This is a genomic window from Candidatus Nomurabacteria bacterium (genome assembly GCA_020632075.1).
Lineage (GTDB): Bacteria > Patescibacteriota > Minisyncoccia > Phycocordibacterales > UBA918 > OLB19.
Map to the genome: position 1 here is coordinate 155,405 of JACKGH010000002.1, position 23,862 is coordinate 179,266.

General features: G+C 49.9%; 24 protein-coding genes. 9 read left to right on the forward strand and 15 right to left on the reverse strand.

What is annotated here, in order from left to right:
• Positions 1-5 precede the first annotated feature (5 nt).
• Entirely contained in the window at positions 6-1,913 is a 1,908-nt protein-coding gene (locus tag H6786_05840) for a hypothetical protein (protein ID MCB9816880.1), read from the reverse strand.
• Between the two features lie 252 nt (positions 1,914-2,165).
• On the opposite strand from H6786_05840, the gene H6786_05845 reads away from it, so the two are divergent.
• Both H6786_05845 and H6786_05850 read left to right on the forward strand, forming a co-directional pair.
• Positions 2,166-2,471, forward strand: coding sequence for a hypothetical protein (locus H6786_05845; GenBank protein MCB9816881.1), 306 nt, complete (start codon positions 2,166-2,168; stop codon positions 2,469-2,471).
• Positions 2,472-2,572: 101 nt separating this feature from the next.
• Complete coding sequence (locus H6786_05850; GenBank protein MCB9816882.1) at positions 2,573-3,064, forward strand: hypothetical protein; 492 nt, start codon at positions 2,573-2,575, stop codon at positions 3,062-3,064.
• Between the two features lie 46 nt (positions 3,065-3,110).
• Here the strand turns inward: H6786_05850 and H6786_05855 are convergent, their stop codons facing one another.
• The 5 genes from H6786_05855 to H6786_05875 form a co-directional block, all read right to left on the reverse strand.
• Positions 3,111-4,808: a signal peptidase I gene (locus H6786_05855; GenBank protein ID MCB9816883.1), complete on the reverse strand. Its 1,698-nt coding sequence runs from the start codon at positions 4,806-4,808 to the stop codon at positions 3,111-3,113.
• 3 nt (positions 4,809-4,811) lie between these two features.
• Positions 4,812-5,807 (reverse strand): hypothetical protein, encoded by a 996-nt coding sequence (locus H6786_05860; protein MCB9816884.1) that lies wholly within the window; start codon positions 5,805-5,807, stop codon positions 4,812-4,814.
• Between the two features lie 6 nt (positions 5,808-5,813).
• Positions 5,814-7,487, reverse strand: coding sequence for a hypothetical protein (locus H6786_05865; protein ID MCB9816885.1), 1,674 nt, complete (start codon positions 7,485-7,487; stop codon positions 5,814-5,816).
• Positions 7,488-7,584: 97 nt separating this feature from the next.
• Complete coding sequence (locus H6786_05870; protein MCB9816886.1) at positions 7,585-9,042, reverse strand: VWA domain-containing protein; 1,458 nt, start codon at positions 9,040-9,042, stop codon at positions 7,585-7,587.
• A 131-nt stretch (positions 9,043-9,173) separates the two neighbouring features.
• Entirely contained in the window at positions 9,174-10,823 is a 1,650-nt protein-coding gene (locus H6786_05875; GenBank protein MCB9816887.1) for a hypothetical protein, read from the reverse strand.
• 451 nt (positions 10,824-11,274) lie between these two features.
• On the opposite strand from H6786_05875, the gene H6786_05880 reads away from it, so the two are divergent.
• A complete protein-coding gene (locus tag H6786_05880; protein ID MCB9816888.1) occupies positions 11,275-12,114 on the forward strand; it encodes a hypothetical protein in 840 nt (279 codons plus the stop codon).
• 44 nt (positions 12,115-12,158) lie between these two features.
• Here the strand turns inward: H6786_05880 and H6786_05885 are convergent, their stop codons facing one another.
• A complete protein-coding gene (locus H6786_05885; GenBank protein ID MCB9816889.1) occupies positions 12,159-12,605 on the reverse strand; it encodes a response regulator in 447 nt (148 codons plus the stop codon).
• A gap of 183 nt (positions 12,606-12,788) precedes the next feature.
• Between H6786_05885 and H6786_05890 the strand changes: the two genes are divergently transcribed.
• The 3 genes from H6786_05890 to H6786_05900 all read left to right on the forward strand — a co-directional run bounded on the left by H6786_05890 (position 12,789) and on the right by H6786_05900 (position 14,298).
• A complete protein-coding gene (locus tag H6786_05890; GenBank protein ID MCB9816890.1) occupies positions 12,789-13,118 on the forward strand; it encodes a hypothetical protein in 330 nt (109 codons plus the stop codon).
• Positions 13,119-13,142: 24 nt separating this feature from the next.
• Entirely contained in the window at positions 13,143-13,364 is a 222-nt protein-coding gene (locus H6786_05895) for a hypothetical protein (GenBank protein ID MCB9816891.1), read from the forward strand.
• Positions 13,365-13,566: 202 nt separating this feature from the next.
• Entirely contained in the window at positions 13,567-14,298 is a 732-nt protein-coding gene (locus H6786_05900) for a hypothetical protein (GenBank protein ID MCB9816892.1), read from the forward strand.
• An 83-nt stretch (positions 14,299-14,381) separates the two neighbouring features.
• Here H6786_05900 and H6786_05905 read toward each other — a convergent pair whose 3' ends face one another.
• Positions 14,382-14,990, reverse strand: a complete 609-nt coding sequence (locus H6786_05905) for a hypothetical protein (protein ID MCB9816893.1) — start codon at positions 14,988-14,990, stop codon at positions 14,382-14,384.
• Positions 14,991-15,111: 121 nt separating this feature from the next.
• Here H6786_05905 and H6786_05910 point away from each other — a divergent pair, with 121 nt between their 5' ends.
• Complete coding sequence (locus H6786_05910) at positions 15,112-15,486, forward strand: response regulator (GenBank protein ID MCB9816894.1); 375 nt, start codon at positions 15,112-15,114, stop codon at positions 15,484-15,486.
• A 5-nt stretch (positions 15,487-15,491) separates the two neighbouring features.
• On the opposite strand, the gene H6786_05915 is transcribed toward H6786_05910, so the two are convergent.
• From H6786_05915 to H6786_05925, 3 genes are read right to left on the reverse strand one after another with little or no spacing between them, the layout of a single operon-like run.
• Positions 15,492-16,811 (reverse strand): PAS domain-containing sensor histidine kinase, encoded by a 1,320-nt coding sequence (locus H6786_05915; GenBank protein MCB9816895.1) that lies wholly within the window; start codon positions 16,809-16,811, stop codon positions 15,492-15,494.
• A 53-nt stretch (positions 16,812-16,864) separates the two neighbouring features.
• Positions 16,865-18,040 carry a hypothetical protein gene (locus tag H6786_05920; GenBank protein ID MCB9816896.1) on the reverse strand — a complete coding sequence of 392 codons (1,176 nt, stop codon included), beginning with the start codon at positions 18,038-18,040 and terminating at the stop codon, positions 16,865-16,867.
• Entirely contained in the window at positions 18,025-20,379 is a 2,355-nt protein-coding gene (locus H6786_05925) for a phosphoketolase family protein (protein ID MCB9816897.1), read from the reverse strand. The genes H6786_05920 and H6786_05925 overlap by 16 nt, the downstream gene beginning before the upstream one ends.
• A gap of 78 nt (positions 20,380-20,457) precedes the next feature.
• Between H6786_05925 and H6786_05930 the strand changes: the two genes are divergently transcribed.
• Positions 20,458-20,862, forward strand: coding sequence for an SET domain-containing protein (locus H6786_05930; GenBank protein MCB9816898.1), 405 nt, complete (start codon positions 20,458-20,460; stop codon positions 20,860-20,862).
• On the opposite strand, the gene H6786_05935 is transcribed toward H6786_05930, so the two are convergent.
• Positions 20,852-21,475 (reverse strand): hypothetical protein, encoded by a 624-nt coding sequence (locus tag H6786_05935; GenBank protein MCB9816899.1) that lies wholly within the window; start codon positions 21,473-21,475, stop codon positions 20,852-20,854. The two genes, H6786_05930 and H6786_05935, sit on opposite strands and share 11 nt — an antisense overlap.
• 148 nt (positions 21,476-21,623) lie before the next feature.
• Between H6786_05935 and H6786_05940 the strand changes: the two genes are divergently transcribed.
• Positions 21,624-22,235, forward strand: a complete 612-nt coding sequence (locus H6786_05940) for an arylesterase (GenBank protein ID MCB9816900.1) — start codon at positions 21,624-21,626, stop codon at positions 22,233-22,235.
• Between the two features lie 50 nt (positions 22,236-22,285).
• On the opposite strand, the gene H6786_05945 is transcribed toward H6786_05940, so the two are convergent.
• The 3 genes from H6786_05945 to H6786_05955 form a co-directional block, all read right to left on the reverse strand.
• Positions 22,286-22,714: a rhodanese-like domain-containing protein gene (locus H6786_05945; GenBank protein ID MCB9816901.1), complete on the reverse strand. Its 429-nt coding sequence runs from the start codon at positions 22,712-22,714 to the stop codon at positions 22,286-22,288.
• Between the two features lie 9 nt (positions 22,715-22,723).
• The gene (locus H6786_05950; protein ID MCB9816902.1) at positions 22,724-23,239 is read right to left on the reverse strand and encodes a DNA-3-methyladenine glycosylase; all 516 of its coding nucleotides are present in this window, start codon (positions 23,237-23,239) and stop codon (positions 22,724-22,726) included.
• A gap of 2 nt (positions 23,240-23,241) precedes the next feature.
• The coding region (locus H6786_05955; GenBank protein ID MCB9816903.1) for an S-adenosylmethionine:tRNA ribosyltransferase-isomerase at positions 23,242-23,862 on the reverse strand (621 nt) is incomplete at its 5' end.

Below are 23,862 nucleotides of genomic sequence, written 5' to 3' on the forward strand. Positions count from 1 at the left end.
ACCGCCTACTCACGCAAGAGTCCACCCCACTCGGTCACCACATACCCACGGCGCTCGCGGTGTGGAATTGTCTGTGGTGAAATTGATTCGTATTCTGACAGACCTTTAAAATCAATGAATGCGCGGATCATCGTGTCTGGTACTGGCTCAATAGAAAGCTTAGCTAGCCGCTCCATTCCAAGTGTCCCGATCCAAGAAAATCGTGTGTATGGTTCTTCTGGCAAATGTGGAGTCCAAAATTCTGCAAAGTCACTGATCTCTTTTTCATTGAAACCCATTGTAGCCAGATGCTCGCGCATGAGACTCATTGCTTCACTGGTCGGGACCACGAATCCTGAATCGAAGACCGGATACTCACCATTACCGTACCCATCCCAGAAAAGGTATTCGTACACTTCACCATCGGAGTGTAGTTCTCCAGAAGGATACGCTAATACCGTCCAACCATCTTCATAGAGCGGATCAGACTTAGTCACCAACGCATCAAGCGATACCGAGATAGTGGTAGGAGTCTCAGGATACAAGTACACCACCGGCTTAGCACACTCAGCTTGTGGACCATACTTGGTGTTGGTAAGAGTATGCTGGATACCAAACGAATCTTCAAAGATCAGCACTCCGTGCGCAGCTATGAATTGTTCCTTAGTGAGATCAAACGCCTCTGTCCGACCAGTCACTTCGTTGTATTCGTAGTAACTACGAACATCACCATCAGTGAACAATCGGGTGATCAGTATATTCCCGGGATCGATTACCGAATACACTGGTATCTCATTGTACGTATGACCAACCAACTCCAGACTACTTTCAGAGATTGGTTGTAGCATCACTTCCGAGCCAAAACCGCCACAACTACCAACACCATCAGTCCGATACGCTTCAGTATTACTCGTTCCATCAAGCCACTGTATGAGCGGCACTCGATCGTCTCCGATGAAACCATCCTCCTGGGACAGTGTTGCCTCTAGGCCTCCCGGCAAACGAATTGCATAGTCAACGTCAGCGGTTTCTCCATTACCAAGATCACGATATAGACGGAATAGTGGCCCATACTCTGTGTCAGCAACGAATTCACGCAGGTACCGATTCTCACTTTCGTCAGTAGTGTTAAAACTGGAGTTCGCAAAGAAATCTCTACCACTACTAAAGAATTCACCATCAGTAACCACAAGTGTCTCACTACCCACCATGAGTGTCTTAGGTAGATCAAACGCTAGGATAGTAGTTGTATCGTTGAGTTGTACGGTAGATGTGGCAAAAACTGCACCATAGAAATCATTGGTCAAGTCTTCGTAGTCAGAGTATTTGAGCAACAACTCATACTGTCCCTCCGGCGTACCTAGGAAGTACAAAGACTTATTTACACAACCCATCTCGCACCACGGCACGATCGTGACGTATAGCGGCGTACCGTTGATCGTACCTAGTTGCCAATACTGAAAATGGTTCAGGTTTCCGTATGAATACTGCACTGCTTCACCAGTCATTTTAAATAGCTGTAGATCACCAACCTCAACCGGACCAGTGAACCATTCCACTCCAGGCTGGTCGACTAGATTTTGATAGTACTGACTATAGTCGGTATTGTCATTTCTGAGACTGTGTGCAAATTCACTCTCTTTGCTCACTTCTACATCTAAAACCTTACTGAACGCTTCAGCGATCAGCTCATCAGTATCTTTCGGCAACTCAGATTCGTGCTCATACTGCTCAACAACTGGGACCGGAATGATTGGCGCTTCGACTTTATGCAGAGACACAAAGACATAGGCTCCAGCTAAAACAAGGGCTGCAAAAACAATCCCGACAGCAATGATAATCGATTGCGTATGATCTTTTGCGATCGGCTCAACCGGCGGCAGAGGCACAGGGGACTCTCCATTGTTTGGTGGCAGCGGTGTTTGATTCTCCATACGTTACAAGGTGCGTTACTACAAAAATAATTTCAATGTATCCAGTATAGCACCGAGACCACCACAACAGACAGATTCATCTACTGAATGCTGTATAAAAAAACTGCATAGATAGTATTTTTAAGATGTTTACATAAATGTAAAATTACCTTTTATAATTTTTTGATACATTTTTTACAGAAAAGACAGCAATCATTCCCTTTTACGACTATGCTATGTACGGTCATTCATGTTCATTGAAAGGAGGCTGTCATGGCAACGATCAAACCACTTCGTCCAAAAGATGTTGTACATGCTCGCAAAGAATCGATCCCGAACGAGATGATCGAAGCATTCAACGAACTGATCGTAGAAAAGTTCAACGGCAACAGCGCAACGATCAAACTGAAGGAGGCAGCCGACCGAGTCGTCAGCAAAGGCATCGACCGCCATGAGGCGTTTAATCGTGGTTGGTTCGATGTCGAGGACATCTTTCGTCAACAGGGCTGGCATGTCGAGTTCGACAAGCCGGGCTACAACGAGTCCTACGACGCCTACTACGAATTCCGGGCCAAGTAAGATCTCGCTCTTCCCCCGGCCGCGCAAGCAAAGCTTGCGCGGCTTTTTGTTTAGTGGTATTACTGCGGTGTCCAATAATAACCAGAAGAAAGGAGGTACCAATGGACATACCAGAAGCACTTGGAGTAGATGTCGGCGGCGTTATTATCGATAAGGTAAATGACAACACTGACACGTCGTTCTTTTCAGAAAATTTTCTCAACACCTCAGCCTCGCCTGAGGTGTTCCGAGTTCTCACTCGACTCGTCCGTGAACGTTTTGGAGACCGAGTCTTCATCGTTTCAAAGTGTGGCAAGAGAGTCGAGGAGAAAACCCTCGCCTGGTTTGCACACCACCAGTTTTTTGAACTAACCGGCATCAAGCCCGAACATGTACGATTCTGTCGTACGCGCGACGGCAAGGCGCCGATCTGCGCAGAACTCGGCATTACGCATTTCATCGATGACCGTCTGGAGGTACTCAGCTATCTCACGACAGTACCGCACCAATTCCTGTTCCGAGGAAGCGTGCGTGAAATTCGAGGTTTTGAGAAGCACTTAGCATACACCACACAAGTATCGAACTGGCGACAGATCGAGACCTTGCTCCTCTAGCACCCCGTAGGCCTTCGCGTTTGCGGGGTTTTTGATTCTGTATTTACTACTCAGCGGCTGGCTCATCTACTGCTGCAGGTTCTGGCGCCGGTTGCTCAGGTTCACTCTCTTCCTCCGGTTCTTCTTCTGCTTCCGGTTCAGGAAGTTCCTCAGGCTCTTCTGTCTGTTCACCCTCTTCTGTCACCTCCTCACTCTCTTCCTCGGCTGGAGATTCTGCTTGTTCATCCTGATCGTTACCCTCTTCGACTTCCTCTTCAGAATTCTGATCTTCCGATTCTCCTCCTTCGGTTGAGCCAGTTTCTTCACCTGATCCTTCAGCCTTCTCGTCTTCCGGTACGTCTTCCTCTACTGGCGTCTCAGGCTCAGACTTTTGATCACTCTCCTCCTCAGACTCGCCAGTGTCATCAGCTGATGCAGGAGTTTCTTCTTCAGGCGGCACTGTATCACCACCATCTCCTGATTCCGCGCTAAAGGCAGCAAAGCTCTGGAGTGCCGGTGAAACCAATTGCAGTGCCACTGTTGGGAGATAATTGAAATGCAGCGGAATGACTTCTTCGTCGTAGTATCCCTGATCTTCTATCTCATCAAAATACCAAGCGGTGAAGATAAGGTCGATATCGCACTCTTCACCACCCACCAAGCCCGTCTCGTCTGGAATTAAAAGTGTCACTGTCCATGGCTCCGCGAAGGAAATATCGTGCGCAGAAAGAAGGGTTAGCAGGTTATTGTATGCAAACGGCGTGATCGATTCAGCCACCAACGCATCACACAGCGGTGACGAGGAACCTACCACCTGAGCTTCGATACCATATCGCATATCGACACTCCCTGCTTCTGGTGCGATAGTCAGGATCATGGAGCCATCATCACCAACAATCCCTCCCTCGGCAAAATTGTACGTCTGTCCGTCAGCAGCCGCCGAAAAATCAAGCGCGATAGCTCGTAGCTCATTGTGCTGACTGGTTTCGAGATCATTGAAATAGGACATAGTCGAACCAAGCAGTCCAACACTAGCGTAGACCGAGACGAAGACAATGACTAACCCAAGCGCTTTAAAGAATAGTTCCCACGAAGAATGCTTATGGATCGCAGCCGACCGCAAGTCGAGTGTTGGCACCAGCGGAAAATGTACCGGCATGCTGATATCCATCATGCGGGTATGACGTGCCACCTTTACCGACACCACATCGTCGGGCATGGTCCCACCATCAGTTCGATCATCAAGATCGTCGACTTCTTTCCCCTTTCGCTTCTTGCGTAGTTCACGCCAGATCTTTTCGAGCTCACTCAGAATAATGAGTGCTGCTGGTAACACGATCAAAAACATGAACCCGATCGGCTGCCGCGTAAAATCAAGCACAAAGCCAAGCCGTGGCACATCAGCTTTCACCACCCCTTTCACTTCTGAAAGCGACACAGCCTCTGCATCTGCTTCTTCATTGGCATCACCCTTGGTGATGAACCAGGTCTGTCCGCGATCTTCATAGGTGTCGACGATCCGGTGTGTGGTTGGCACTTTGGCATAACGACTGCCAAACATGATCACATCTCCGACAGAGTATTCATCTTGCGGCTGTACTACGATCAGTGATCCGGTCATGATCGTTGGCTCCATCGATCCAGACTGCACAATACGGAGTTCGATATTGTGCTCGATCGGCAACATTGGTACCAAGAATAACCCGGCCACTCCGAGCATGAGGAGAACGAAGAATCCTTGGATGATGTTGCTGATAATTTTCATACGTTAATTGAACTTCTTGAAGAATGACCAACCAGCCAACCAGCTCTGTTTTTTCTCCTCTTTGGTTGGTTTGTGCCACTCCATCGTGTAGTCGTCGTTGTGATGATTGTCATCCTTTACAAAACCAGGTGGTAGACCATCGTCGTCAGTGTCGTCGTCTTCATCGTTGCTGTGACCTGGATTGCTGTCGTCGTTGTGATCGTCGTCGTTGCCATGGCCGTTGTTGCCACGGCCTGGGCCGCCAAGAGGACCACCAGGTTCCGTACAACTGTACCCAGGAAAGAGTCCAGCCGGGACTGCACGGAGTGAAATATCGAGCGACATTGAGTCAGTTTGTGCTTCGTTACCCATCGCGAGTGGATCACACGTGATCTCTGCCGTATCAAGATCGACACTAAGATCACCAGCACACCACGCAATACCAACATACTTGGTCTGATTTGGACGCTGTGCCGGACCGTTGTTTCGATCGGTGATCGCATAGGTCTGTCCGCCAAGAACTACAGCTGCCGCTTGCGAGCTCGTACCAAAGAGCGGCTCCTCGCCAACCTCAAAGGTATTGTCGCCATCATCAAGCCACGCGAAGAATTCGAGTTCACTCGATAAATCTCCACCCTCAGTCGAATCGACCAACGCCTCTGGCTCACTCGTACCATTCTCTTCATCAACAAGATTTAGAAAATCGAGACACACCCAGGCTGGATTTTTGCGCAAGTGTACGCTGATAGTCGAGATGCCTGTATCGCCCGGTTTCACGTCGGTGAAATAGAAGAAGTGGTCGACTCCGGGGACGAGGTCTTTGAGGTCCCAGGACAGGGCGGGCTGGAGCGCGCCATTGTAGTAGGTGGTGCTGTCGATCAGGAGCTCCAGCCCGCCTTGTCCCTGTCCCGTCGCAAAGGTAGTCCCCACTGGCCGAACGCCAAGCGCGAGCACACCCACAAACAGCACCAAAACCACTATCGAAGTGAGTTTAATGATGCTGTAGCGGGAGAGCTCCATACGCGATTATTGCTGTTGAATTAGGTAGGTTCGGTCAGCACAGGTAAGCGCACTAAAGGCATCGAGATCATACCCGTCGGCAGTCGTTTCAAACTGTGTTCGATCTGACACATCAGTCAAGCGCACGTAGCGTGCCCAGGCGAGACCAGAACTTGCCAGGTCAGCTTCAGCATCGCGGTCGAGACTCGACGCCACCTCGGCCCAGGTACCACCATCCTGACTGACCTCGATCTTGAGTTTCTCTACCGGGTAACTCGTACCACCAGTGATCTCCCACATCCGGAGGTCATTCCCAGGACCATCGATCAAGAAGTTGTTCACGAACTCGATCGTGATCTTTCCACCATCAAAGTTCACGCTAGTATCTGGATTGAATCCGAGACTGAAGAATTCTCCGGTCGGCACTGGATTATCATACGGTGCGCCGCTACTTTGTGGTGCACCAAGCACATCGTTTGGATCGGTACGATCAAGGTTAATATCTGTACCATTCTTTCGCTTGCCTTGCGCTACCGAGACGACATTGTCGGCGTACTGGAGAAGTGGGTCTGTACAACTGATGTAGTTAATGATCGTACAGGTGACGTTCTCACCCTCTGCGATCGTGATCGTGTCGTCATCGTCCTGCGTACCACCAACACAGTTCCAGACTGATGCGTTGTAGGTGTCTGGACCAGTCTCAGAGAGATCGTAGCTACCTGGATCGATCACGACATTTGTCACATCAGCACTACCAGTGACACCACTGACTGCTGTTGGACCATCAGCCACCAACGTCCAGTCAGTTGCAGCGTCTTCAGGACTGAAGAGTACCTTCACCAATGTAAGTGTGGTGCGAGGACGTGGTGGTACACACTGGAAGTCTTCGTTGTTGCGAGCCTGCACTGCCTCAAACGTGATATCGGCCGTGAGTGAGTCAGTCTGGCTAATGTTGTCTAGGAGAGAACCATCACAGGTGATACCACCATCTTCTGGCTCACCAGCAGTGCCGTTACCATCGGTGTCGCCAGCTGGTGAACGTCCTTGATCACCACCATCTTGGGTAAGCGGATCGGTCCCGATCGAACCAAAGCACCACGCCTTTCCAAGATACAATGTCTCATTTCCAGGCACCGGACCACCAGTACCAGTCCACACGTTTTCGTCTGAGTCTGCCAGTGCGACAATGTTCGAAAGGTCATCGACAGTCGACTCAAAGAACACTGAATCCAGCTCATCATCTTCAAGCACATTATCACCATCATCTGCCCACCAGATGAACTCTACGAGCCCCGGCAGTTCACCTTCGTCCGCACCCGGATCACCACACGTGCCATCGACTTCCCCTTCTGGTTCGGTACAGCCATTTTCGTTGTTGCTGGTGATGGTCATGTTGGCACACAGATATGCGTCGTTGGTTGCAACATGAAGCGAGATCGTATCCTCACCATAGTCGTTTGGTTTCAGATCCAAGAAATCGAAGAAGCGTTCTACGGTCAGATCGGTCGCTTCCCAACTTGTGTCTTTGTTAAATAGACCGTTGTAGTAGCTTTCGTTATCGACCGTGAGATCGATCGCACCAGCGGTAAATACGTTGGCAGTGGAACGTTCGGTGTCATTGAAGAAAGCATTGGTGCCGCCGAAGGTGACCGCGCCTGCCAGTACTGCAATGACTGCCAGACTGAGAATAATACGTTGCATAAAAATGATGGTTACTCGTTGATGGTAATGTGCTGTTTCCCGCAGCCCCTTGGCGGCAATTTGCGAAGCAAATTGCCGCCAATCCGGCTAGTGAAAACTAGTTGATCGGACAACTTGCCAATCCAGCAAGGATAGCTTCAAGATTGTCGAACTCTGCTGCAGTAAAGTAATGGTTAGCTGAAGTCGCAATACCCTCAAGGAAGGTGTCATCGACTCCATCACCAATACCCACCACGTACACGGTGATACCCGCAGCCTTGGCAGCATCCGCTGCTGTCTCGGCTGCTCCCACACTATCAGGCACACCATCAGTCATGATGAGCATGAAGTCAGGCACCGTTGCGTCGTTACGGTCACGCGTACTCGCAAGTTCTGCCACCGCTTCATCGATACCAGCTGCCAGGTTGGTTGAGCCACCTGAGATCATAGCGTCGATCGCATTGTCGATGTCAGCATTCACGTCAGTCAGCTGCGAACGAAGAGTTGCAGTGTTGTCGAAGTCGACCACACCGATATGATTACCTGGTGTATCTGGCATGAGAGCCGCAGCAAATGTCTTAGCTGCAGTTGCCATAGTCGACAACTCACCTGAGTCGATGCTGCCTGAAGAATCAAGTACGAACATCACGTCGTTCTCCTCGTTACAAGCAAGTCCGCCGCCCTCAGGACGACATACGAAATCATCATTATTTCGAGACTGCTCTACTCGGAAGGTAATGTCGGCGATCACCTCATCAGTCTGAGCCGCATTGTCCATAAGTGAACCATCACAATCGAGGTCTCCTGGACCAACAATAGTGAATGCTCCAGCACACCACGCGAGGCCAATGTACTGGGTTGCACCAGCTGGAATAGGACCAAGACCAGTACCAGAATCAGCCAACGCGTAGGTTACACCGCCGATCGTGTCGCTGATCGGACCGATGTCGTTAGAGAACAACGCAGCCTCCCCTGCCTGCCAGATATTGTCTCCTTCTTCTGGATCAGTCTCCTGGCCCTGGAAGCCATCGATCGAACCATCGTCAAGCCACGCGAAGAAGTTGAGTTCTTGCGCGAGGTCACCGTCGAATGCGTCTGCATCAGGATCGAGTGATGGGTCACAGTCTGCATCGTCACCAGTCTCTGGTTCGGTACAGTCCATATCATCGTTTGCGACAGTCTCGATATCAACACACATCCACGCTGGGTTGGTGTCGAGATGGATTGAGATTGTGTTCTCTCCTTCATCTCCTGGCTTGATGTCAGCAAAGTTGAAGAACTTGTGCACACCAGGCACCAAGTCGGTTAGTTCCCAAGATCCATCACACGCGGTGCCAGGTACCGGGTAGGCCGCATTACCGCTCCACTGATAATCATCGATCTCTGGGTCATCATTAACATCGATACAGACGTTGCCGTTGTAATGCTGTTCACTATCGATACGGAGATCGATTGCACCAGCCGTAAATACGTTTCCGGTCGAGGTCTCAGTGTCATTGAAGAATGCGCCAGTGCCGCCTACGACGACCGCTGCCACAAAGACAACCAGACCAAGACTCATGATAATTCTGCTCATAAGTTCTTAAGCTTAAGTGATTAAATGGTTTACAAATTTACAATGCTGTTTCCCGCAGCCCGCAGAGCCCGAACGTGTCGGACTCTGTACGGCTAAGGAAAATTGGTTATTACGAGAACCAATTTCGAGTCTTAGATAGTACCTACTGAGAGTGAAACGTTGTCGAAGAGGTATCCACCACCAAGTGTTGTAGGAACGGCTGTTCCACGAACCGGGATGATGAGTGAATCAACTGGGAATAGTACGTTGCCGTTACCAGTCTGCTCACCGTCAAAGCGGTAGTAATCCTCCCAAGTAGTACCGGTGTGTACCAGGACATTGTCGATGTAGATCTGTACAATGTCGTTACCAGGACCGTCTACAAATTCAATCGCAAACTTGATCGTGTGAGCTGTACTGCGATCAAGGAGACCGAGGTCAGTCGGATTGAATGACGACACTGTAGGAAGTGGGCCGGCGTTGGTAACATCGTAGAAGGTTACGCGAATACCACCAGCTTCATCAGCGAAACTGAGGTAGCTCATGCGTGAACCAGCTCCATCGTCAGGTGAAACTGAGAGAACTAGACCTGGCTGTTCATTAAGGTCAGTTGAAGAGATCTGGAACTCAGCTTCGTAGTAATTGTTGGTCGCAACACCTGTCTCACCAGCAGACTCTGCTAGTTCAGGCGCAATAGTCTGATCACCAAATGAACCACTCGTGACTGCATTAGAGATACGGAGTGACTGTAGGTCTGAGATAACTGGATTGTCAACTACCGCTGCATCATACCCACCAGTCTTACTCCATCCGTCCTGACCATTGATGTCTCCAACTGCATAGGCAAGTGGCTCAAAGCCGATTCCATAGGTGTCGACAATAACTGGACCAGCAACTGGTGGGGTCTCCAACACTGGACACTGGAAGTTCTCATTGTTTCGAGCCTGCTCAACATAGAAGGTGAAGCTTGCTGAGAGACTGTCGGTCTGAGTGATATTTGTCACTTCTGACCCATCACAAGAAAGCACACCGTCCACCGTTGAGATCGCACCGTAACACCAGTAGAGACCGATGTACTGTGTGGTGGTTGCCTTAAGCACCTCTGTCTGTGGAGTAAAGAGTGGATACACTACACCATCGATCACGTCACTCGCAGGACCTTCAATGTTTGAGAAGAGTGGTCGCTCATTAGAACCTGGCTCATATACATTGTCTCCATCATCAGCCCACGCGAAGAAGCGTAGTTCCTGTGAGAGTTCTCCAAGCTCTGGGGTAACATCTCCATCTTCTGCTTCTGGTTCGGTGAGACCGTTATCGGCATCAACCATGTCGTCGATGATCGCACACGCGTATGCATCATTGTCATACACATGGAGTGAGATCGTGTTCTCTCCGTTGTCTCCTGGCTTCAAGTCAGCGAAGCTGAAGAAAGTCTCTACACCAAGGTCGGTCTCAGCCCAGGTGCTTGCACAATCATCACCTGCCTGCGGCACATTTGATGGAAAGGCCTGGTTGTATGCATCATTCTCAGCCACCAGATCACCGACCACCTCGAGCACTTCATCTGTTTCATTCCACTGCACTGCAACTTCAGACGCCCACTTTCCTTCATAACAGACAAGACCATTTACGTGGCCAACACTATCAACCTTGAGATCGATCGCACCGGCAGTGAAGACGTTGCCGGTTGAGGTCTCAGTGTCATTGAAGAATGCACCGGTGCCCCCTACTACTAATGCGGCTACGAAGGCGATCATTCCAACACTCATGATCAGCTTCATATAGCTAATTGAACTAGACATATAAATTTTATTTACTACGTGTAAGTACTAATAGACTTCCCATCACAGACGCAAAAAGAACCCAAACAGGTCTCAAACAACCGATTGAGTGGTGCTCAATTTCCCCAAATTGTATGTACCACTTCCCATCAGTTGTGGTCTGTTGTGTATCAAAGGTATCGCCTAGTAGTGCGGTCGTCAAAAAAGGTCAGTGTGCGTCAAGCACTTTAAAAATAAGCTTATTTATTGGCCTCTTCAGGCCATCAAATGTGTAACTGTGTATAAAAACCTGGATAAACCTCTGGATAACCTGCATAAACCTGTTGATAACTATGTTCTTATCTGTGAATAGACGCACTGCAGCTAAACACGATACAAGATCGCTGGTGAGTCAATGGAATACAGCTTCTTCCCTTCCAATTCCCTCTCAGATATGTATGATGTACAACATATTTATTGTTAAGTAGTTAGTATGCAAACCACTACCAACACCAGAGTTATTACCTTTATCTTTGCGGCACTGCTCAGCGCGCTGTGCGCCACTACCGCCCTGGCAGCAGAACCATACGAAAAAGAAGCGACTGACCGTATCAATGCTGTCGAGAAACAACTCTCAGAGATCCGCAGCTTGATCAATCAGGCACAGGAAAAAGATATCTTCACTTCATACGCCGAAGACTCGCTCGACGATGCGGTGGACCTATACGACGACGCGATGAAGCAAAAGCTCGATGAGGACTGGGACGACGCGCTCGCATTTGCCGATGAAGCGTACGATATTCTCGATGATGCGATCGATGATCTTGACCAGGAACTCTCAGCGGAATCAAAAGAAAAGATCATTCTTGCGAGACAGTGGGTCAGACTCGCAGATGATATCCTCGACGATACTGACAAAGACGATCTTGACTACGAAGACGCTATGTTGATCTTCATCGAAGCGGAGCGAACCCTCGAGGACGCTGAAGAAGCCTTTGATGACCAGCACTACGATGACGCAGAGGAGTTGGCTGAAGATGCTGCCGACTTTGCCGATGACGTCTTTAATGAGCTTGACCTACGAATTGAAGACTATCTTACTGATGATGAGGAGGAGGAAGATTCAAGTGAGGACGAAGAGGATGCTGACGACGACCAGGGCTGCAATCACTGTAGCGATGACGACATCGATGACGAGAAAGAAGCAAGCAACACTGCATATAACAGCACTGAGGCAGCGCTCCACGCACAGATTGCACAACTACTCCAGGTGATTACCTTACTTAAGCAGATCATTGCCCTCCAGCAGTCACAAATAGACCTATTCCGATAGGACCAAACAAAAGGGCCGCGGCTTCGCCGCGGCCCTTTTGTGTCCTACCCTCGCATCAACGGATGCATTGGTACGTATTTCTTAGGATTATCCAAGTAACGATTGAAGATATCGGGAATACGCTTAATGTCATGCCCTTGCAAGCTAATAAAATCAACCGCACCTAGTTCTTTGGCCCGAGTTACCTTACGCTCTTCAAAGAAGGTCGTCAGGATCATGATCGGAATGTCCTTGGTGCGCTCGTCTGACTTAAGGAGTTCGACCGCTTCGAATCCATCACGCAACGCGTCGTTATTTTCTCGTGCGATCATGAGATCCATCGAGATGATATCTGGCGTCGCACTGAGCACCTCTCCAATAAAATCTGTACTGTCAGCATCTGGGAAAATAACCACCTCAAAGCCCGCCGCAGAAAAGGCCTCTGCAAATAATGGGTGATTGTTCGGATCATCCTCAACCAAAATTATCTTTCGATCTTTATGACCTTTCATACTCTATCCATCATACTCCTTTTACAACACGGCTCAAGCTAGTACACAGACAGACTGTCGATAGACTGATTGACAGTCTGTACTGAACTGACTATAACAGTACCGGACTGCCACACGGCGGATACGTACCTTTCCCAGATCAGACGATCAGTCATTCTGACCACCAACACAGCGAGGAACAACATGCATAGAAGCAGCACCAATAGGTTGATGCGCCCTGACGTGATGCAAGACAGGCTGCGAAAGTATCACAACCTCTCAAGACAAGGAATATCGCTCCTCAATGAAGCTGAAGAAACGGTACCTAAAGGCACCAGAGAGCGACTGTTGCAAACACTGGAAGCGATCAATACCAGCGCTAACGCACACAGCCAAACCTCTCGACAAGGACTGCAAGATCGTGTGAACGCGGTATCTCGACACCTTCTAAAACTGAACAGGTTGAAGGAGGGACTCATCCAAGTTCCTCGATTGCGCGATATCATCACCGATCTCCAACGAGTTGAAAAATAATAATATCACCTGGAGTACAGCTTCTTGAATAATCCTGAACCCGAGTTCCCTGCGCCGGAATTCCATGCGCAAACTGGCGGAACCTGGAAGATCTATGCGATCAAACTTCCTGCACACACAAAGCTCCGCCCCTATGACGTGATCGCACGTCGCGGGGGCGGCTGGATGTTCTTTAAAGAAAAACAACGCCTCGGCACCACCACAATACGAGTGCCTGAGGACGAACACTGGTATCGAATGGTCTGATACTCATTGAAATGCGCGGCTTGAAACCGCGCATTTTTCATAGAAATAAATGTTGACAAATGTCAATATTTATGCTAACTTTCCCTCAGCTGTATTTTTTGTTTACTTTGACGTTAATATCCATGGAGCTAGCCTCCCGCACTCTGTTATGATAACGGGAGGTAAAGCTCCCCCAGTTCAACAGAAAGAAAGGAGGTTTCCAATGGAAACGCTCACAACCATTCCAGGGACCGACATTCGAGTCGTTTCCCTTTCGCCACTCCTCGCTCAGGAAGCAGGTAACGTTGACGAAGTAAGGCTTATCAGCCTCTTCCATGACATCCATCACACGGGTGTCTTGGGCTTTGTCCCGATGCGACAAGGTGGTCTCTTCGACCGCACTGGTGATCCGTACGTCGACGACATGTTCGATGGCAATCACCAGTCAGAGTACGTCCTCACCATTACCGGACCGGACCACGACCCGACGATCCTGCTGGGTTGTCGTATCGTGTACGATCTGCTTGGACTTCCATCTGAGTGGAAGGAACTCGTGACACACGAGTTGCCTGATGACAGTCTTGAGATCGACCGCGTCTATGTGTCGCCGAATTGTTGTCAGGGCCACGCTGATGCCGTCTGCGTACGAGCGTTCGCACGAGGCGTGCAAAAGCATGTGTTACATCGCCAAAAGTGGGACACCAGCAACAAAGTGCGGAGAAAGGCTCTGCATTATGGTGCCAGCTTGATCAACAGCCTGCTACACCTTGTCATTTCCGGACTAAGCGCATTCGCCGCCGGAGAACGAGTGATCTCTGGTTCAGTGATCTGCTACGAGCTGACTCAGACCAAGGTCGGTCTTTTCGCCCGGTTTATCGAAGCTTGCAGAGCATTCGCTCCGTACATCATCGATATGGAACAGGTCAACAGCGCCACCAGGCGACGATATGCGTGAGCACTACAGTAAAAGTGCGGGTCCCCAGAGGGGACCCGCACAACCAACCCAAACCGCCACAGGCGGTTTTCGTATTTTTATACTTACTCAAATGTCACTGAGTTCACCAGATGCAGATACATGTCACGAATACCATCAGCATCATCGTTGTACTGCCCCACGAAGACATATGCATTCCCTCGATACGAAGCCAAATATACCTGCTGGCGATAGAGACCGTCAGTGCTATACCGGATCGCATCCACACCATCAAGATCATAGTGTTCCGTATCATCATTCTTCACTGCGTATGAAGAAAATTGCGGATACTGCTCTGCCCACGCAATGAGGCGCGTCTCACGATCACCCTCAACTTCCACGTCTGGCATCTTCACTACAAACACACTGACCGTTGGCGGCGTCTCTGCAGATTCACTCTGCTGGAATGCAATGTACTCTTGCGTATCCATGAGCAAATACACTTTTTGTAGACCGCTGGCAGTGGTGGTCGGTACCGGAGGTTCGATCAATGTATACCCCGCTTCCCCGCTTGGGTAGGTGAAGGCAAATGCGAGATCCTCATTCTGGATCGTCATCGGCACCACCGCACTGACCATCCGGTCATCGAGTGTTGGCTTAATAAGCTGCGTGTATAGCGCATATCCGACAATGCCAACGATGATAATGACAGCAACAACGTATTTCTTATTCATAGTATTTGTTGACGTATGGTCTCATAGTTTCTTACCTGCTGGCAAGGGGCGGTACGACTATACACCACAGAACCACAGCTAAGGGGTACAGATATGCCTAAAATGCGATACACTAGTTCATATGTCACAGAAGACCGTACTCGTAATCGAAGACTCACCGTACTTGGCTGAGTCTCTTGAAGATATGCTCGCGATCAAGGGCCATAAAGCACTGATCGCACCAAATGGACGCGAAGGAGCCATGATGGCCATCGAGCACCAACCAGACCTGATCCTCCTCGATATCAGACTTCCCGATATCGACGGGTACGAAGTCTATCGTCGTATACGTGAAAACGACTGGGGAAAGGACTCCAACATTATGGTTCTTACTGCTTCAGAGTCTACTGAAAATATCTCAAAGAATATTGACCTGCCAACTGACCTTATTTTATTCAAACCTGAATGGAGCGTTCCCGACTTACTAGAGCGAATTGAAGAACAGCTAAAAGCGTAGCGAGTCTACGCTTTTTTCTTGCCTTTTGGTAGTTCAAGTGGCAACACCACCTCAAATGTAGTACCGATGTTTTCGGTAGTTGTGAACGACACCTGACCCTTGAGTACCGCCACTGCTTCACGCACGATGTACAGCCCAAGACCGGTTCCATCTGGCACATTACGCACCGCATTTGAAGCTCTGAAAAGCTTCGTGAAGATACCATCTTGATCTTCCGCCGGAATACCCATACCATTGTCTGCCACCGTGATCACAAAACTCTCTCCTTTGCGCCCAAAGCCTATGTGGACTGTGCCGCTATCGCGCGTGTATTTCACCGCATTCGAGTAGAGGTTGGTTACGATCATACGGATAAGATTAGGGTCAGTTATCACCTTTGGAATCGATTCATCAAAGAACTGTTTTACAGTGAGTTTCTTCTGCTTTACTCGAGACTCTTGTTCGCTCATAACATCCTCAAAGATCTCTGCCAGATCGACTGTCGAGAATTCTGGCTGGAAAGTACCAAGCTCGAATCGCGATACGCGCAAGAAGTCATCTACCAAGAGCGCCATACGGTGCACACTCACCAACAAACGATTGATGTACTTGTGTTGCCGCTCACTAAGAGAATCTGGATTGTCCATCTGGAGCAACTCAGCGCTCCATTTCATCCCCGCGATCGGGGTACGAAGCTGGTGAGAGGCAAGCGATACGAATTCTGACTTAGCGTCTTCAGCCTTCTTTTGCTTCGTGATATCAACAAGCGTCATGAGACCAAGCCCCTTTCCAACTCCTTCACTACAGGTAAAAAGTGACAGAAGCGCCCAGGCTTCTCGCTTGTCTGGCCGCTTTACTCGCACCATTTCATCACTGACCGAGACGCCATTGTGAAACTTCTCTACCAGCAGATCCAAGTGTTCAAGCTCGTCGCACTGCAGTCGATTGAATACATTGATCCCACGGACTTTCTCCTGACTCGCTCCTAGTAATCGCACCGCAGCGATGTTGGCTGACTTTACATGACCCTCATCATCAATGATCAGATACGGCACTGGGCTGTTCTTGTAGAGTTGCAAGTAAAGTTCCTCTGAAGAAATGAGCAAGTCTGAAGTGAGATTCTTCTTAAGCTCTTCGGTATGAACGGTCGACTTTGCAATATCGAAGGTGTTCTTGGCTGCAAATACACAGCACAAGAACGACACCATGAACAACAGACCAGCCAAGTCGACGCGAGAAAAATCGTAGTACACCGTCAGCAAGACCACAATACCAAATAAAACAACGAATACTGCCATCGCCTGGAAAAAAGGTTTTTTATTTGCATCAAACCACGATTGCTCCATATAGAATATTCTCTACTATAGTATCATTCGGTTACCTCAAAAATAGCTGGCTACTAACTAAACTGTGCAGCCACCTGCGCCATCTCGCCCATTTCATCAGTACGCATTACGACGACCTTTACCGCACTATTACGAACACTAACAACACCATCCTTCCCTACCAGTAGATCATTGCGGTCCTTGCTCACATGCACTCCAAGATGAGTCAAACCTGAGAGAATGATGCTTCGTAGCTCAGAACTTCGCACTGACGCAGTGGCAGTGAGGACCAATACATCTAGACCACCAAGAGCCACTGTCTGCGCTGCTATCGCCTTTTGAAGATGGTACGCAAAGGTATTGAGCGTATGCGTTGCTGTTGCGTCATTTTGCGAGCGCAGATCGAGCAGACGACGGATGTCTGACTCACCAGACAAACCTGCTAACCCTCCACTATTATTGATATACATCTCTGCTTCGCGTGGACGCAGATTCTTCACTCGCATCAACTCAAGTAGTGCCGCATTGTCGACATCGCCTGCGCGACTCCCCATCGGTACTCCTGTTGATGGCGCAAAGCCCATTGTCGTTTCAACACTGGTACCATTTTTTACCGCAGTGACACTGGTGCCATTACCGATATGACAAACGATCATTCGTTCAGGATCGATCCCAATGAGCGGGTGGATCCGACGCACGATCGATGAGACCGAGAGTCCATGATAGCCAAACCGATGGATATCGAATTCGTTTGCATCTGCTACGGCTATGCTGTATTCGCGAGCTTGCGGTGGCATGTCACTATGAAACGCGCTGTCTGAAGCAGCGATGATCCGTACCTCTGGAAAATATTTTTGGATCGCTTTGATCTCACGTAAGAGCACCGGAATATGGAGCGGTGCTGCAGACTCGCGACGCTTGAGCTTGCTATGGTATACATCGTCGAGTATCGCATGACGCTGAAAAAAGGTCCCAGGAGCAACCACTCGAACTGCAACAGAATCAAGTCGCTTTCCGACCGATTCCCGCATGAGGTACCCATTGACCGCCTCGGCCACCCGTGCAAACGCGTCTGAGAAATCGGTTTCTTTGACTGATTCACAGACCTGCTGTGTCCCTGAGATCTGTGAACACATTTCAAACCCAGTATTGGTCTGCTCAAAACGCAGCTCAATGACTGGTGCGCCATCGCGATAGAGTGCGTACTTGCGTGAAGAACTACCGGGATTGACGACTAGCGTTGTTCCCATACCCAGTTAGTGATCTCAGCGATATCCTCACCATGTTCAAGCACATAGGCGCGATGTTCAGCTAGTTTTTCTTGGAAACCTGAGATCAGACGCTGTGCTTCTTCGTCACCGATCACGCCCTGTTCGGCAGCCTTGGCAAAAGCCTCCATTGCCAAATGGAATCGGTCGACCTTATTGCGCACCATCATGTCAAACGGTGTGGTCGTAGAGCCAGTCTCTACATACCCATGGACCGTGAAGCGTTCTGGGTGACGAGCATAGTCAAAAAGGATCTGCTTGATGGTCTGAGGGTAGCCATGGAAGTTAACGATCACTGGTTTATCTTCGGTAAAGTAATCGGTGAATTCGTGACGAAGCACACGGCACTGCGTGTTACCAATACCAAGCGCTGAGAGTGAGGTGATATTCACGAAACGCATCTTGATCGTCGGTGCATGCTTGCGAACCAAGCTCATCGCCGCAAGTGCTTCGAGGGTTGGATAGTCTCCTGCGGCACTGAAGACAACGCTTGGATCGACATCACTCGCGAAGTCCCAGATCGATACTCCTTCCTCAATGTCTTTCTTCGCTTCTTCTGGTGTACGCCAAACCGGGAGCGGACGCTTTGAACCCACAAGCACATTGATCTCATTCTTAGACGCCATCATACGACTAAACGCAACCACTGCCGTGTTAGCATCAGCTGGGAAGTACACATTGGTGAAGCAACCCTGTCGCTGCAAAACACCATCAATGAAACCTGGGTTCTGATGAGAAAATCCGTTGTGCTCTTGGCGCCACGCACCTGAGGTAAGGATGTAGTTGAATGATGGGATATCACCACGCCACGAAACACTACGTGCGATCTTGAGGAACTTCGCGTACTGGTCGGCCATACTCGCCACGATCTGGACAAAGGCCTCATACGACACGAACACACCATGTCGACCAGTGAGCACATATCCTTGGAGCAGACCTTGGAGACTATGCTCAGACAACATTTCGAGCACACGACCGTCCCACGCCAGGTCCTGATCCCAGTCTTTATGCGGCCAGACAAATGCACGACTGGTGCACTCGAAGACAGCGTTCATTTTGTTTGAGTATGTCTCATCTGGTGACATGAGGCGGACATTACGCTCTGCTGCATTCAGCTTCATGATGTCACGTAAGAACGCGCCGATCTTTTCCATACCGCTTTCGGTACCACAGATCGGATCGTCGAGGTTACAGGTACCGAGATTTGCGTAATCTTCTACCTTCGGCAACTTCAATGGCTTGTAGTGAGGAGCTCCACCATGCGCGTGTGGGTTGTCACCCATGCGTCGTCCTTCACGCGGGATCAAACTTTGAACATCATCATCAAACTTCTTGCCATTCCACAACTCTTCAAACTTATACGAACGCAACCACGCTTCAAGCTGTGCTAATTGACCAGCATCATGCTTGGCTTGATCTGCGATCACCTGGTGTGAGTAGTGATTATCTTCGATCTTCTTCTCGCCAATGTAGTCGATACTGTTCCAGCCTTTTGGTGTGCGCAGGATGATCATTGGGAATCGAGGGTTCTCGTGGAGCGTACCCTCTCGAGCACAGTGCTGTGTAAAGCGGATCGCTTCGATCGCACCATCCATCACTTCCATCATTTTGGCGTGCACATCTGCTTCGGTATACGCATCAACAAAGTGTGGCTCGTAGCCATAGCCATAAAAGAGCGCATGGAGTTCGTCGTCGTTCATGCGGCCAAAGAAGGTCGGGCCAGAGATCTTGTACCCATTGAGGTGCAAGATCGGCAAGACCGCTCCATTCTTCCCCGGATCGATAAGCTTATTGAGATGCCAGGCGGTAGCGGTCGGACCCGTTTCTGCCTCACCGTCTCCCACAAGACAGGTGACGATCAAGTCTGGATTATCGAGAATAGCACCGTAGGCGGTTGAAAGTGAGTACCCCAGCTCACCTCCTTCGAGGATCACGCCTGGCGCTTCTGGGTTGGAGTGACTTGGATAACCATATGGCCAGCTAAACATCTTGGCCATGTGCGCAATACCAGCCGTACTGTGTGGAAGTTCTTTGTAGTATTTTGAGAGCGTTCCTTCGAGGAAAAGATTAGCCTGGATCGCCGGGAAACCATGCCCCGGACCAAGCACGAACATCATGTCGACATCATGCGCGATGATCGCTCGGTTACAATGGGCGTACGTGAAATTAATACCGGGACAAGTACCCCAGTGCCCCAAAAGGCGTGGCTTAATATGCTCTGGCTGCAACGGCTCCTCCAACAAAAAATTACCCTGTAAATAAATTTGGGCTGCAGCTAAATAATTGGTCGCTCGAACGAACTTCTCAAGAACATCACTCATTGCCAATATTCTAGCAGCTTTTGCAGTAATAGTTTTCCACTTCTGTGCAAAGGTGTGTGCTTTGGTATACTGTCGACCATGTCAAAGTCAGCTGAAAAGAAATATGTCGTGAAGCGAAGCAGTGCGGGATTGGGGCTATTTGCCGCCGCGCCGTTTGAGAAGGGTGACCTCGTGATCGAATACACTGGCGAAACTATCAGCGATGACGAAGCACAGCGGCGCGGTGGCAAATACCTCTTCGAACTCAACGACAACTGGACCATCGACGGTACCGGCCGAGAAAACATCGCTCGTTACATCAACCACAGCTGCAAACCAAACTGCGAACCAGAACTCAACGAAGATGAAACTCGTGTTTTTATCTATGCTAAAAAAAAGATCACTCCCGGCGAGGAGCTGACCTATAACTACGGTACAGACTACTTCAAGCGAGTCATTAAGCCACTCGGTTGCCGTTGCAAAAAGTGTGGCACTACGAAGTAGGCTCTTCGACCTGTTCCGGCTCATTCACTTCTGATTCTTCACTGATCACCTCATCAGTAGAACTAGCAGTCATTACGGTACTACTTGCAGTAGAGCTTGATGAAGTAGCTACTGGCTGAGGAGGTGGCGGCGGCGCTGGAGCGATATCACCAATCCCCACCGCTACGCGACGGATCTGTTCTGCAGTCCGCGTATTTTGCACTGGCACAATTTGCGAACTTCCAGAAACATCGTCTTCGGTCGCAGTATTATTTTTGATGCGAGTATTTCGTTCTTCCATTGTTCGCTGAATATCGATCTGTCCTTGGTCAGTCATACCGATCATGGCAGAACCACCAACGCCAAGCACTAACACCACCGCAGCGATGATCAGCTGTTTTTGGCGTTGCCGAGCACCAGCCTTTCGCGACGCGATCGGAGTCGGCGCCTTACGCTCTGGTTCACGTATCTCTGGGGCGGGCGCAGCTACCTCTCGCTTCGGCGGCGCTTCTTCTATTCGACGGGTTGATTTTCGAACTGGTGCTTCAACCACACTTTTTCTGGTGGCACGCTTTCGCACCGCGCGTTTACGCGGTGTACGAGCACTTTCAGCACTTTCAGATGAACGTGGCATAGTCACGAAGATTGTACCATTTGGCACTATGAAGACCTAGTGGACTGTGCCCCGACTCGGTCAATATCCAGTAAATGACTGTATTTTCTAGCAATCATATAGCAAGGCCGGCGCCTTCAGCGCCGGCCTATGTCATACTATATCCATCATGTCACGAAAGATCGTCATTCTCGCGATATTCAGTATTATCCTGCTCAGCTGGTTCTTCTGGCCAAAGGCAGATCCTCTCTACCCTACCACTGGCAGTACGGTGGTGGTGTTTGGCGACAGCTTGGCAGCGGGGATTGGTGCTGGCAGCGGTAGCGACATTGCATCACTTCTGTCACAGTCACTTCCGCAAGAAGTGATCAATCTAGGCGTGCCTGGCGACACCACTGCCGATGGATTGGCGCGAATCGATGAAGTGCTCGAGGTCGACCCACGGGTTGTGATCGTCTTACTCGGCGGCAACGATGCACTGCAGCAAGTACCAGTCGAGAAAACTTTCGCCAACCTAGCACTCATTGTAGAATCGATCCAAGCGAGCGGTGCAGCCGTGGTGCTGGTTGGTGAACCAGGAGGCTTGTATGGCAATCGCTACGAGAAGGAATACGAACGGATCGTCGAAGAGTACCGCACGTTTTATGTCTCCAACATCCTCTCCGGATTGATCGGTCGCAGTGAATATATGAGTGATTACATCCATCCCAACAGCACGGGGTATGCCAGGGCGACCGAGCGCATCTTGCCAGTCGTTGAGAAAGCACTCGAAGGAGAGTAAACAGCGCGGCCCCCTTCGGGGGCCGCGCTGTTTACTCTCTATTCATCTCCCTAATACACCAACTCCTTTCCAGCCTGCTCCCAGGTCACGATCCCGCCTGTAAGATCTACCACATTGGTGAAGCCAAGCTTGCGCATCTTGCTCAGAGTCTGTCCAGTGCGATTGCCACTCCGACAATAGATCGCATACGATACATCACGATCGAGCTTGGCGAGCTGCGTATCAAAATCAGCTGCGTAAAAATCAATGTTCGCCGCCCCTTCAATGTGCCCGCCATCGTATTCTTCCGGCGTACGGATATCGAGCAAAACCACTGCATCATTGTCGATATATTCAGCAAAAGCTTGTGCCGGGACCGACTTGATCTGTTGCTCCACCGCCATACCAACTGCCGCTGGCGTGCCTTGATAGGTCATAAAGAATCCGCTCACGCCAATAGCGATGATACCTAGTGCGATGTAGTGTTGTGGAATATTCATGCCGGTATCTTAGCACAAGCTAAATCGAAGTTCCTTCGCTGCCCATTCCTTAGCATACGCCACCCCGATCCGCGGTGCGGTGGTGATCTGCTTGGGCGAGATATCTTCTGGTCGCTCCTCTACCCACAAGCCCGTTTGTTTACCAAGCGGCTTGCCATTGATCGCGCGGGTGATCTTGAGCGCCTTAGTGAGCTTACCCGGACCATTCCATTCCCCTACACCACGAATGAGTACCGCCGCTGGATAATCCTTTTCTCCCGTCACGAAATTAAGCATGTCGTACATGCCATAGATAAGATACACATATATAGTACCGGGTTTTCCGAACATCACCTCAGTACGCGGCGTACGACCTTTTGACGCATGACTCGCAAGGTCGTGCGGACCAACATACGCTTCGGTCTCAGTGATCAGGTGTCGCTCCACTTTCTTTCCTACCCGCACACAAAGTACACAACCAAGCAATTCGCGCGCCACGATCTCAGCCGACCGATCGAAAAATGTTGCGGTGAGTGATTTGGACATACCTACAAGATAACCATAGCATCGCCAAATGAGTAGAAACGAAATTGTTCTTGGATACCGATTTTGTAGAGATCGATAATGTGCCGCTTGGCTCCTTTATGTTCCAAGTATGCTTGCACCAGACAAAGCAAACTAGACTTCGGTACATGGAAGTTGGTCATGAGGATATCTGGGTAGGTGAACTCATATGGCGAGAAGATGAATTTTTCGGTCGTGCCGTAGGTTCCCCTGCCTGCGGCAAGTGATTCTTTTGCGCTCTCGAGGGTGCGCACTACCGTGGTGCCGATACCGATGATCGGCCGCGAGGCTTGCCTCGCGGCCAGGATCTCCGTGGCAGTATCCTCGGGTACGAAAAACTGCTCACAGTGGAGCTTCTTAGTTTGAAAATTCTCAGCAAAGACCGGTGCGAAGGTACCGAGCCCGACCTGTAGTGTAACTGGCACGAAGGTACTGCCAGCAGCTTCGAGCTGATTCACCAGAGCTGGAGTGAAGTGGAGTGATGCCGTGGGCGCTGCGACCGATGGCGCTTCCTTGGCAAACATCGTTTGGTATTGCTCGCGCCGGCTCGCTTCGCTCGCCGGCGACTCGATATACGGCGGCAGGGGCGTAGCCCCTGCCGCCAC

Coding starts and splice junctions, on each gene's coding strand:
- H6786_05840 (MCB9816880.1), bottom strand. CDS start 1,913: ATGGAGAATCAAACACCGCTGCCACCAAACAATGGAGAGTCCCCTGTG.
- H6786_05925 (MCB9816897.1), bottom strand. CDS start 20,379: ATGAGTGATGTTCTTGAGAAGTTCGTTCGAGCGACCAATTATTTAGCT.
- H6786_05870 (MCB9816886.1), bottom strand. CDS start 9,042: ATGAGCAGAATTATCATGAGTCTTGGTCTGGTTGTCTTTGTGGCAGCG.
- H6786_05880 (MCB9816888.1), top strand. CDS start 11,275: ATGCAAACCACTACCAACACCAGAGTTATTACCTTTATCTTTGCGGCA.
- H6786_05850 (MCB9816882.1), top strand. CDS start 2,573: ATGGACATACCAGAAGCACTTGGAGTAGATGTCGGCGGCGTTATTATC.
- H6786_05930 (MCB9816898.1), top strand. CDS start 20,458: ATGTCAAAGTCAGCTGAAAAGAAATATGTCGTGAAGCGAAGCAGTGCG.
- H6786_05890 (MCB9816890.1), top strand. CDS start 12,789: ATGCATAGAAGCAGCACCAATAGGTTGATGCGCCCTGACGTGATGCAA.
- H6786_05855 (MCB9816883.1), bottom strand. CDS start 4,808: ATGAAAATTATCAGCAACATCATCCAAGGATTCTTCGTTCTCCTCATG.
- H6786_05950 (MCB9816902.1), bottom strand. CDS start 23,239: ATGTCCAAATCACTCACCGCAACATTTTTCGATCGGTCGGCTGAGATC.
- H6786_05845 (MCB9816881.1), top strand. CDS start 2,166: ATGGCAACGATCAAACCACTTCGTCCAAAAGATGTTGTACATGCTCGC.
- H6786_05865 (MCB9816885.1), bottom strand. CDS start 7,487: ATGCAACGTATTATTCTCAGTCTGGCAGTCATTGCAGTACTGGCAGGC.
- H6786_05940 (MCB9816900.1), top strand. CDS start 21,624: ATGTCACGAAAGATCGTCATTCTCGCGATATTCAGTATTATCCTGCTC.
- H6786_05875 (MCB9816887.1), bottom strand. CDS start 10,823: ATGTCTAGTTCAATTAGCTATATGAAGCTGATCATGAGTGTTGGAATG.
- H6786_05860 (MCB9816884.1), bottom strand. CDS start 5,807: ATGGAGCTCTCCCGCTACAGCATCATTAAACTCACTTCGATAGTGGTT.
- H6786_05920 (MCB9816896.1), bottom strand. CDS start 18,040: ATGGGAACAACGCTAGTCGTCAATCCCGGTAGTTCTTCACGCAAGTAC.
- H6786_05905 (MCB9816893.1), bottom strand. CDS start 14,990: ATGAATAAGAAATACGTTGTTGCTGTCATTATCATCGTTGGCATTGTC.
- H6786_05915 (MCB9816895.1), bottom strand. CDS start 16,811: ATGGAGCAATCGTGGTTTGATGCAAATAAAAAACCTTTTTTCCAGGCG.
- H6786_05935 (MCB9816899.1), bottom strand. CDS start 21,475: ATGCCACGTTCATCTGAAAGTGCTGAAAGTGCTCGTACACCGCGTAAA.
- H6786_05900 (MCB9816892.1), top strand. CDS start 13,567: ATGGAAACGCTCACAACCATTCCAGGGACCGACATTCGAGTCGTTTCC.
- H6786_05885 (MCB9816889.1), bottom strand. CDS start 12,605: ATGAAAGGTCATAAAGATCGAAAGATAATTTTGGTTGAGGATGATCCG.
- H6786_05910 (MCB9816894.1), top strand. CDS start 15,112: ATGTCACAGAAGACCGTACTCGTAATCGAAGACTCACCGTACTTGGCT.
- H6786_05945 (MCB9816901.1), bottom strand. CDS start 22,714: ATGAATATTCCACAACACTACATCGCACTAGGTATCATCGCTATTGGC.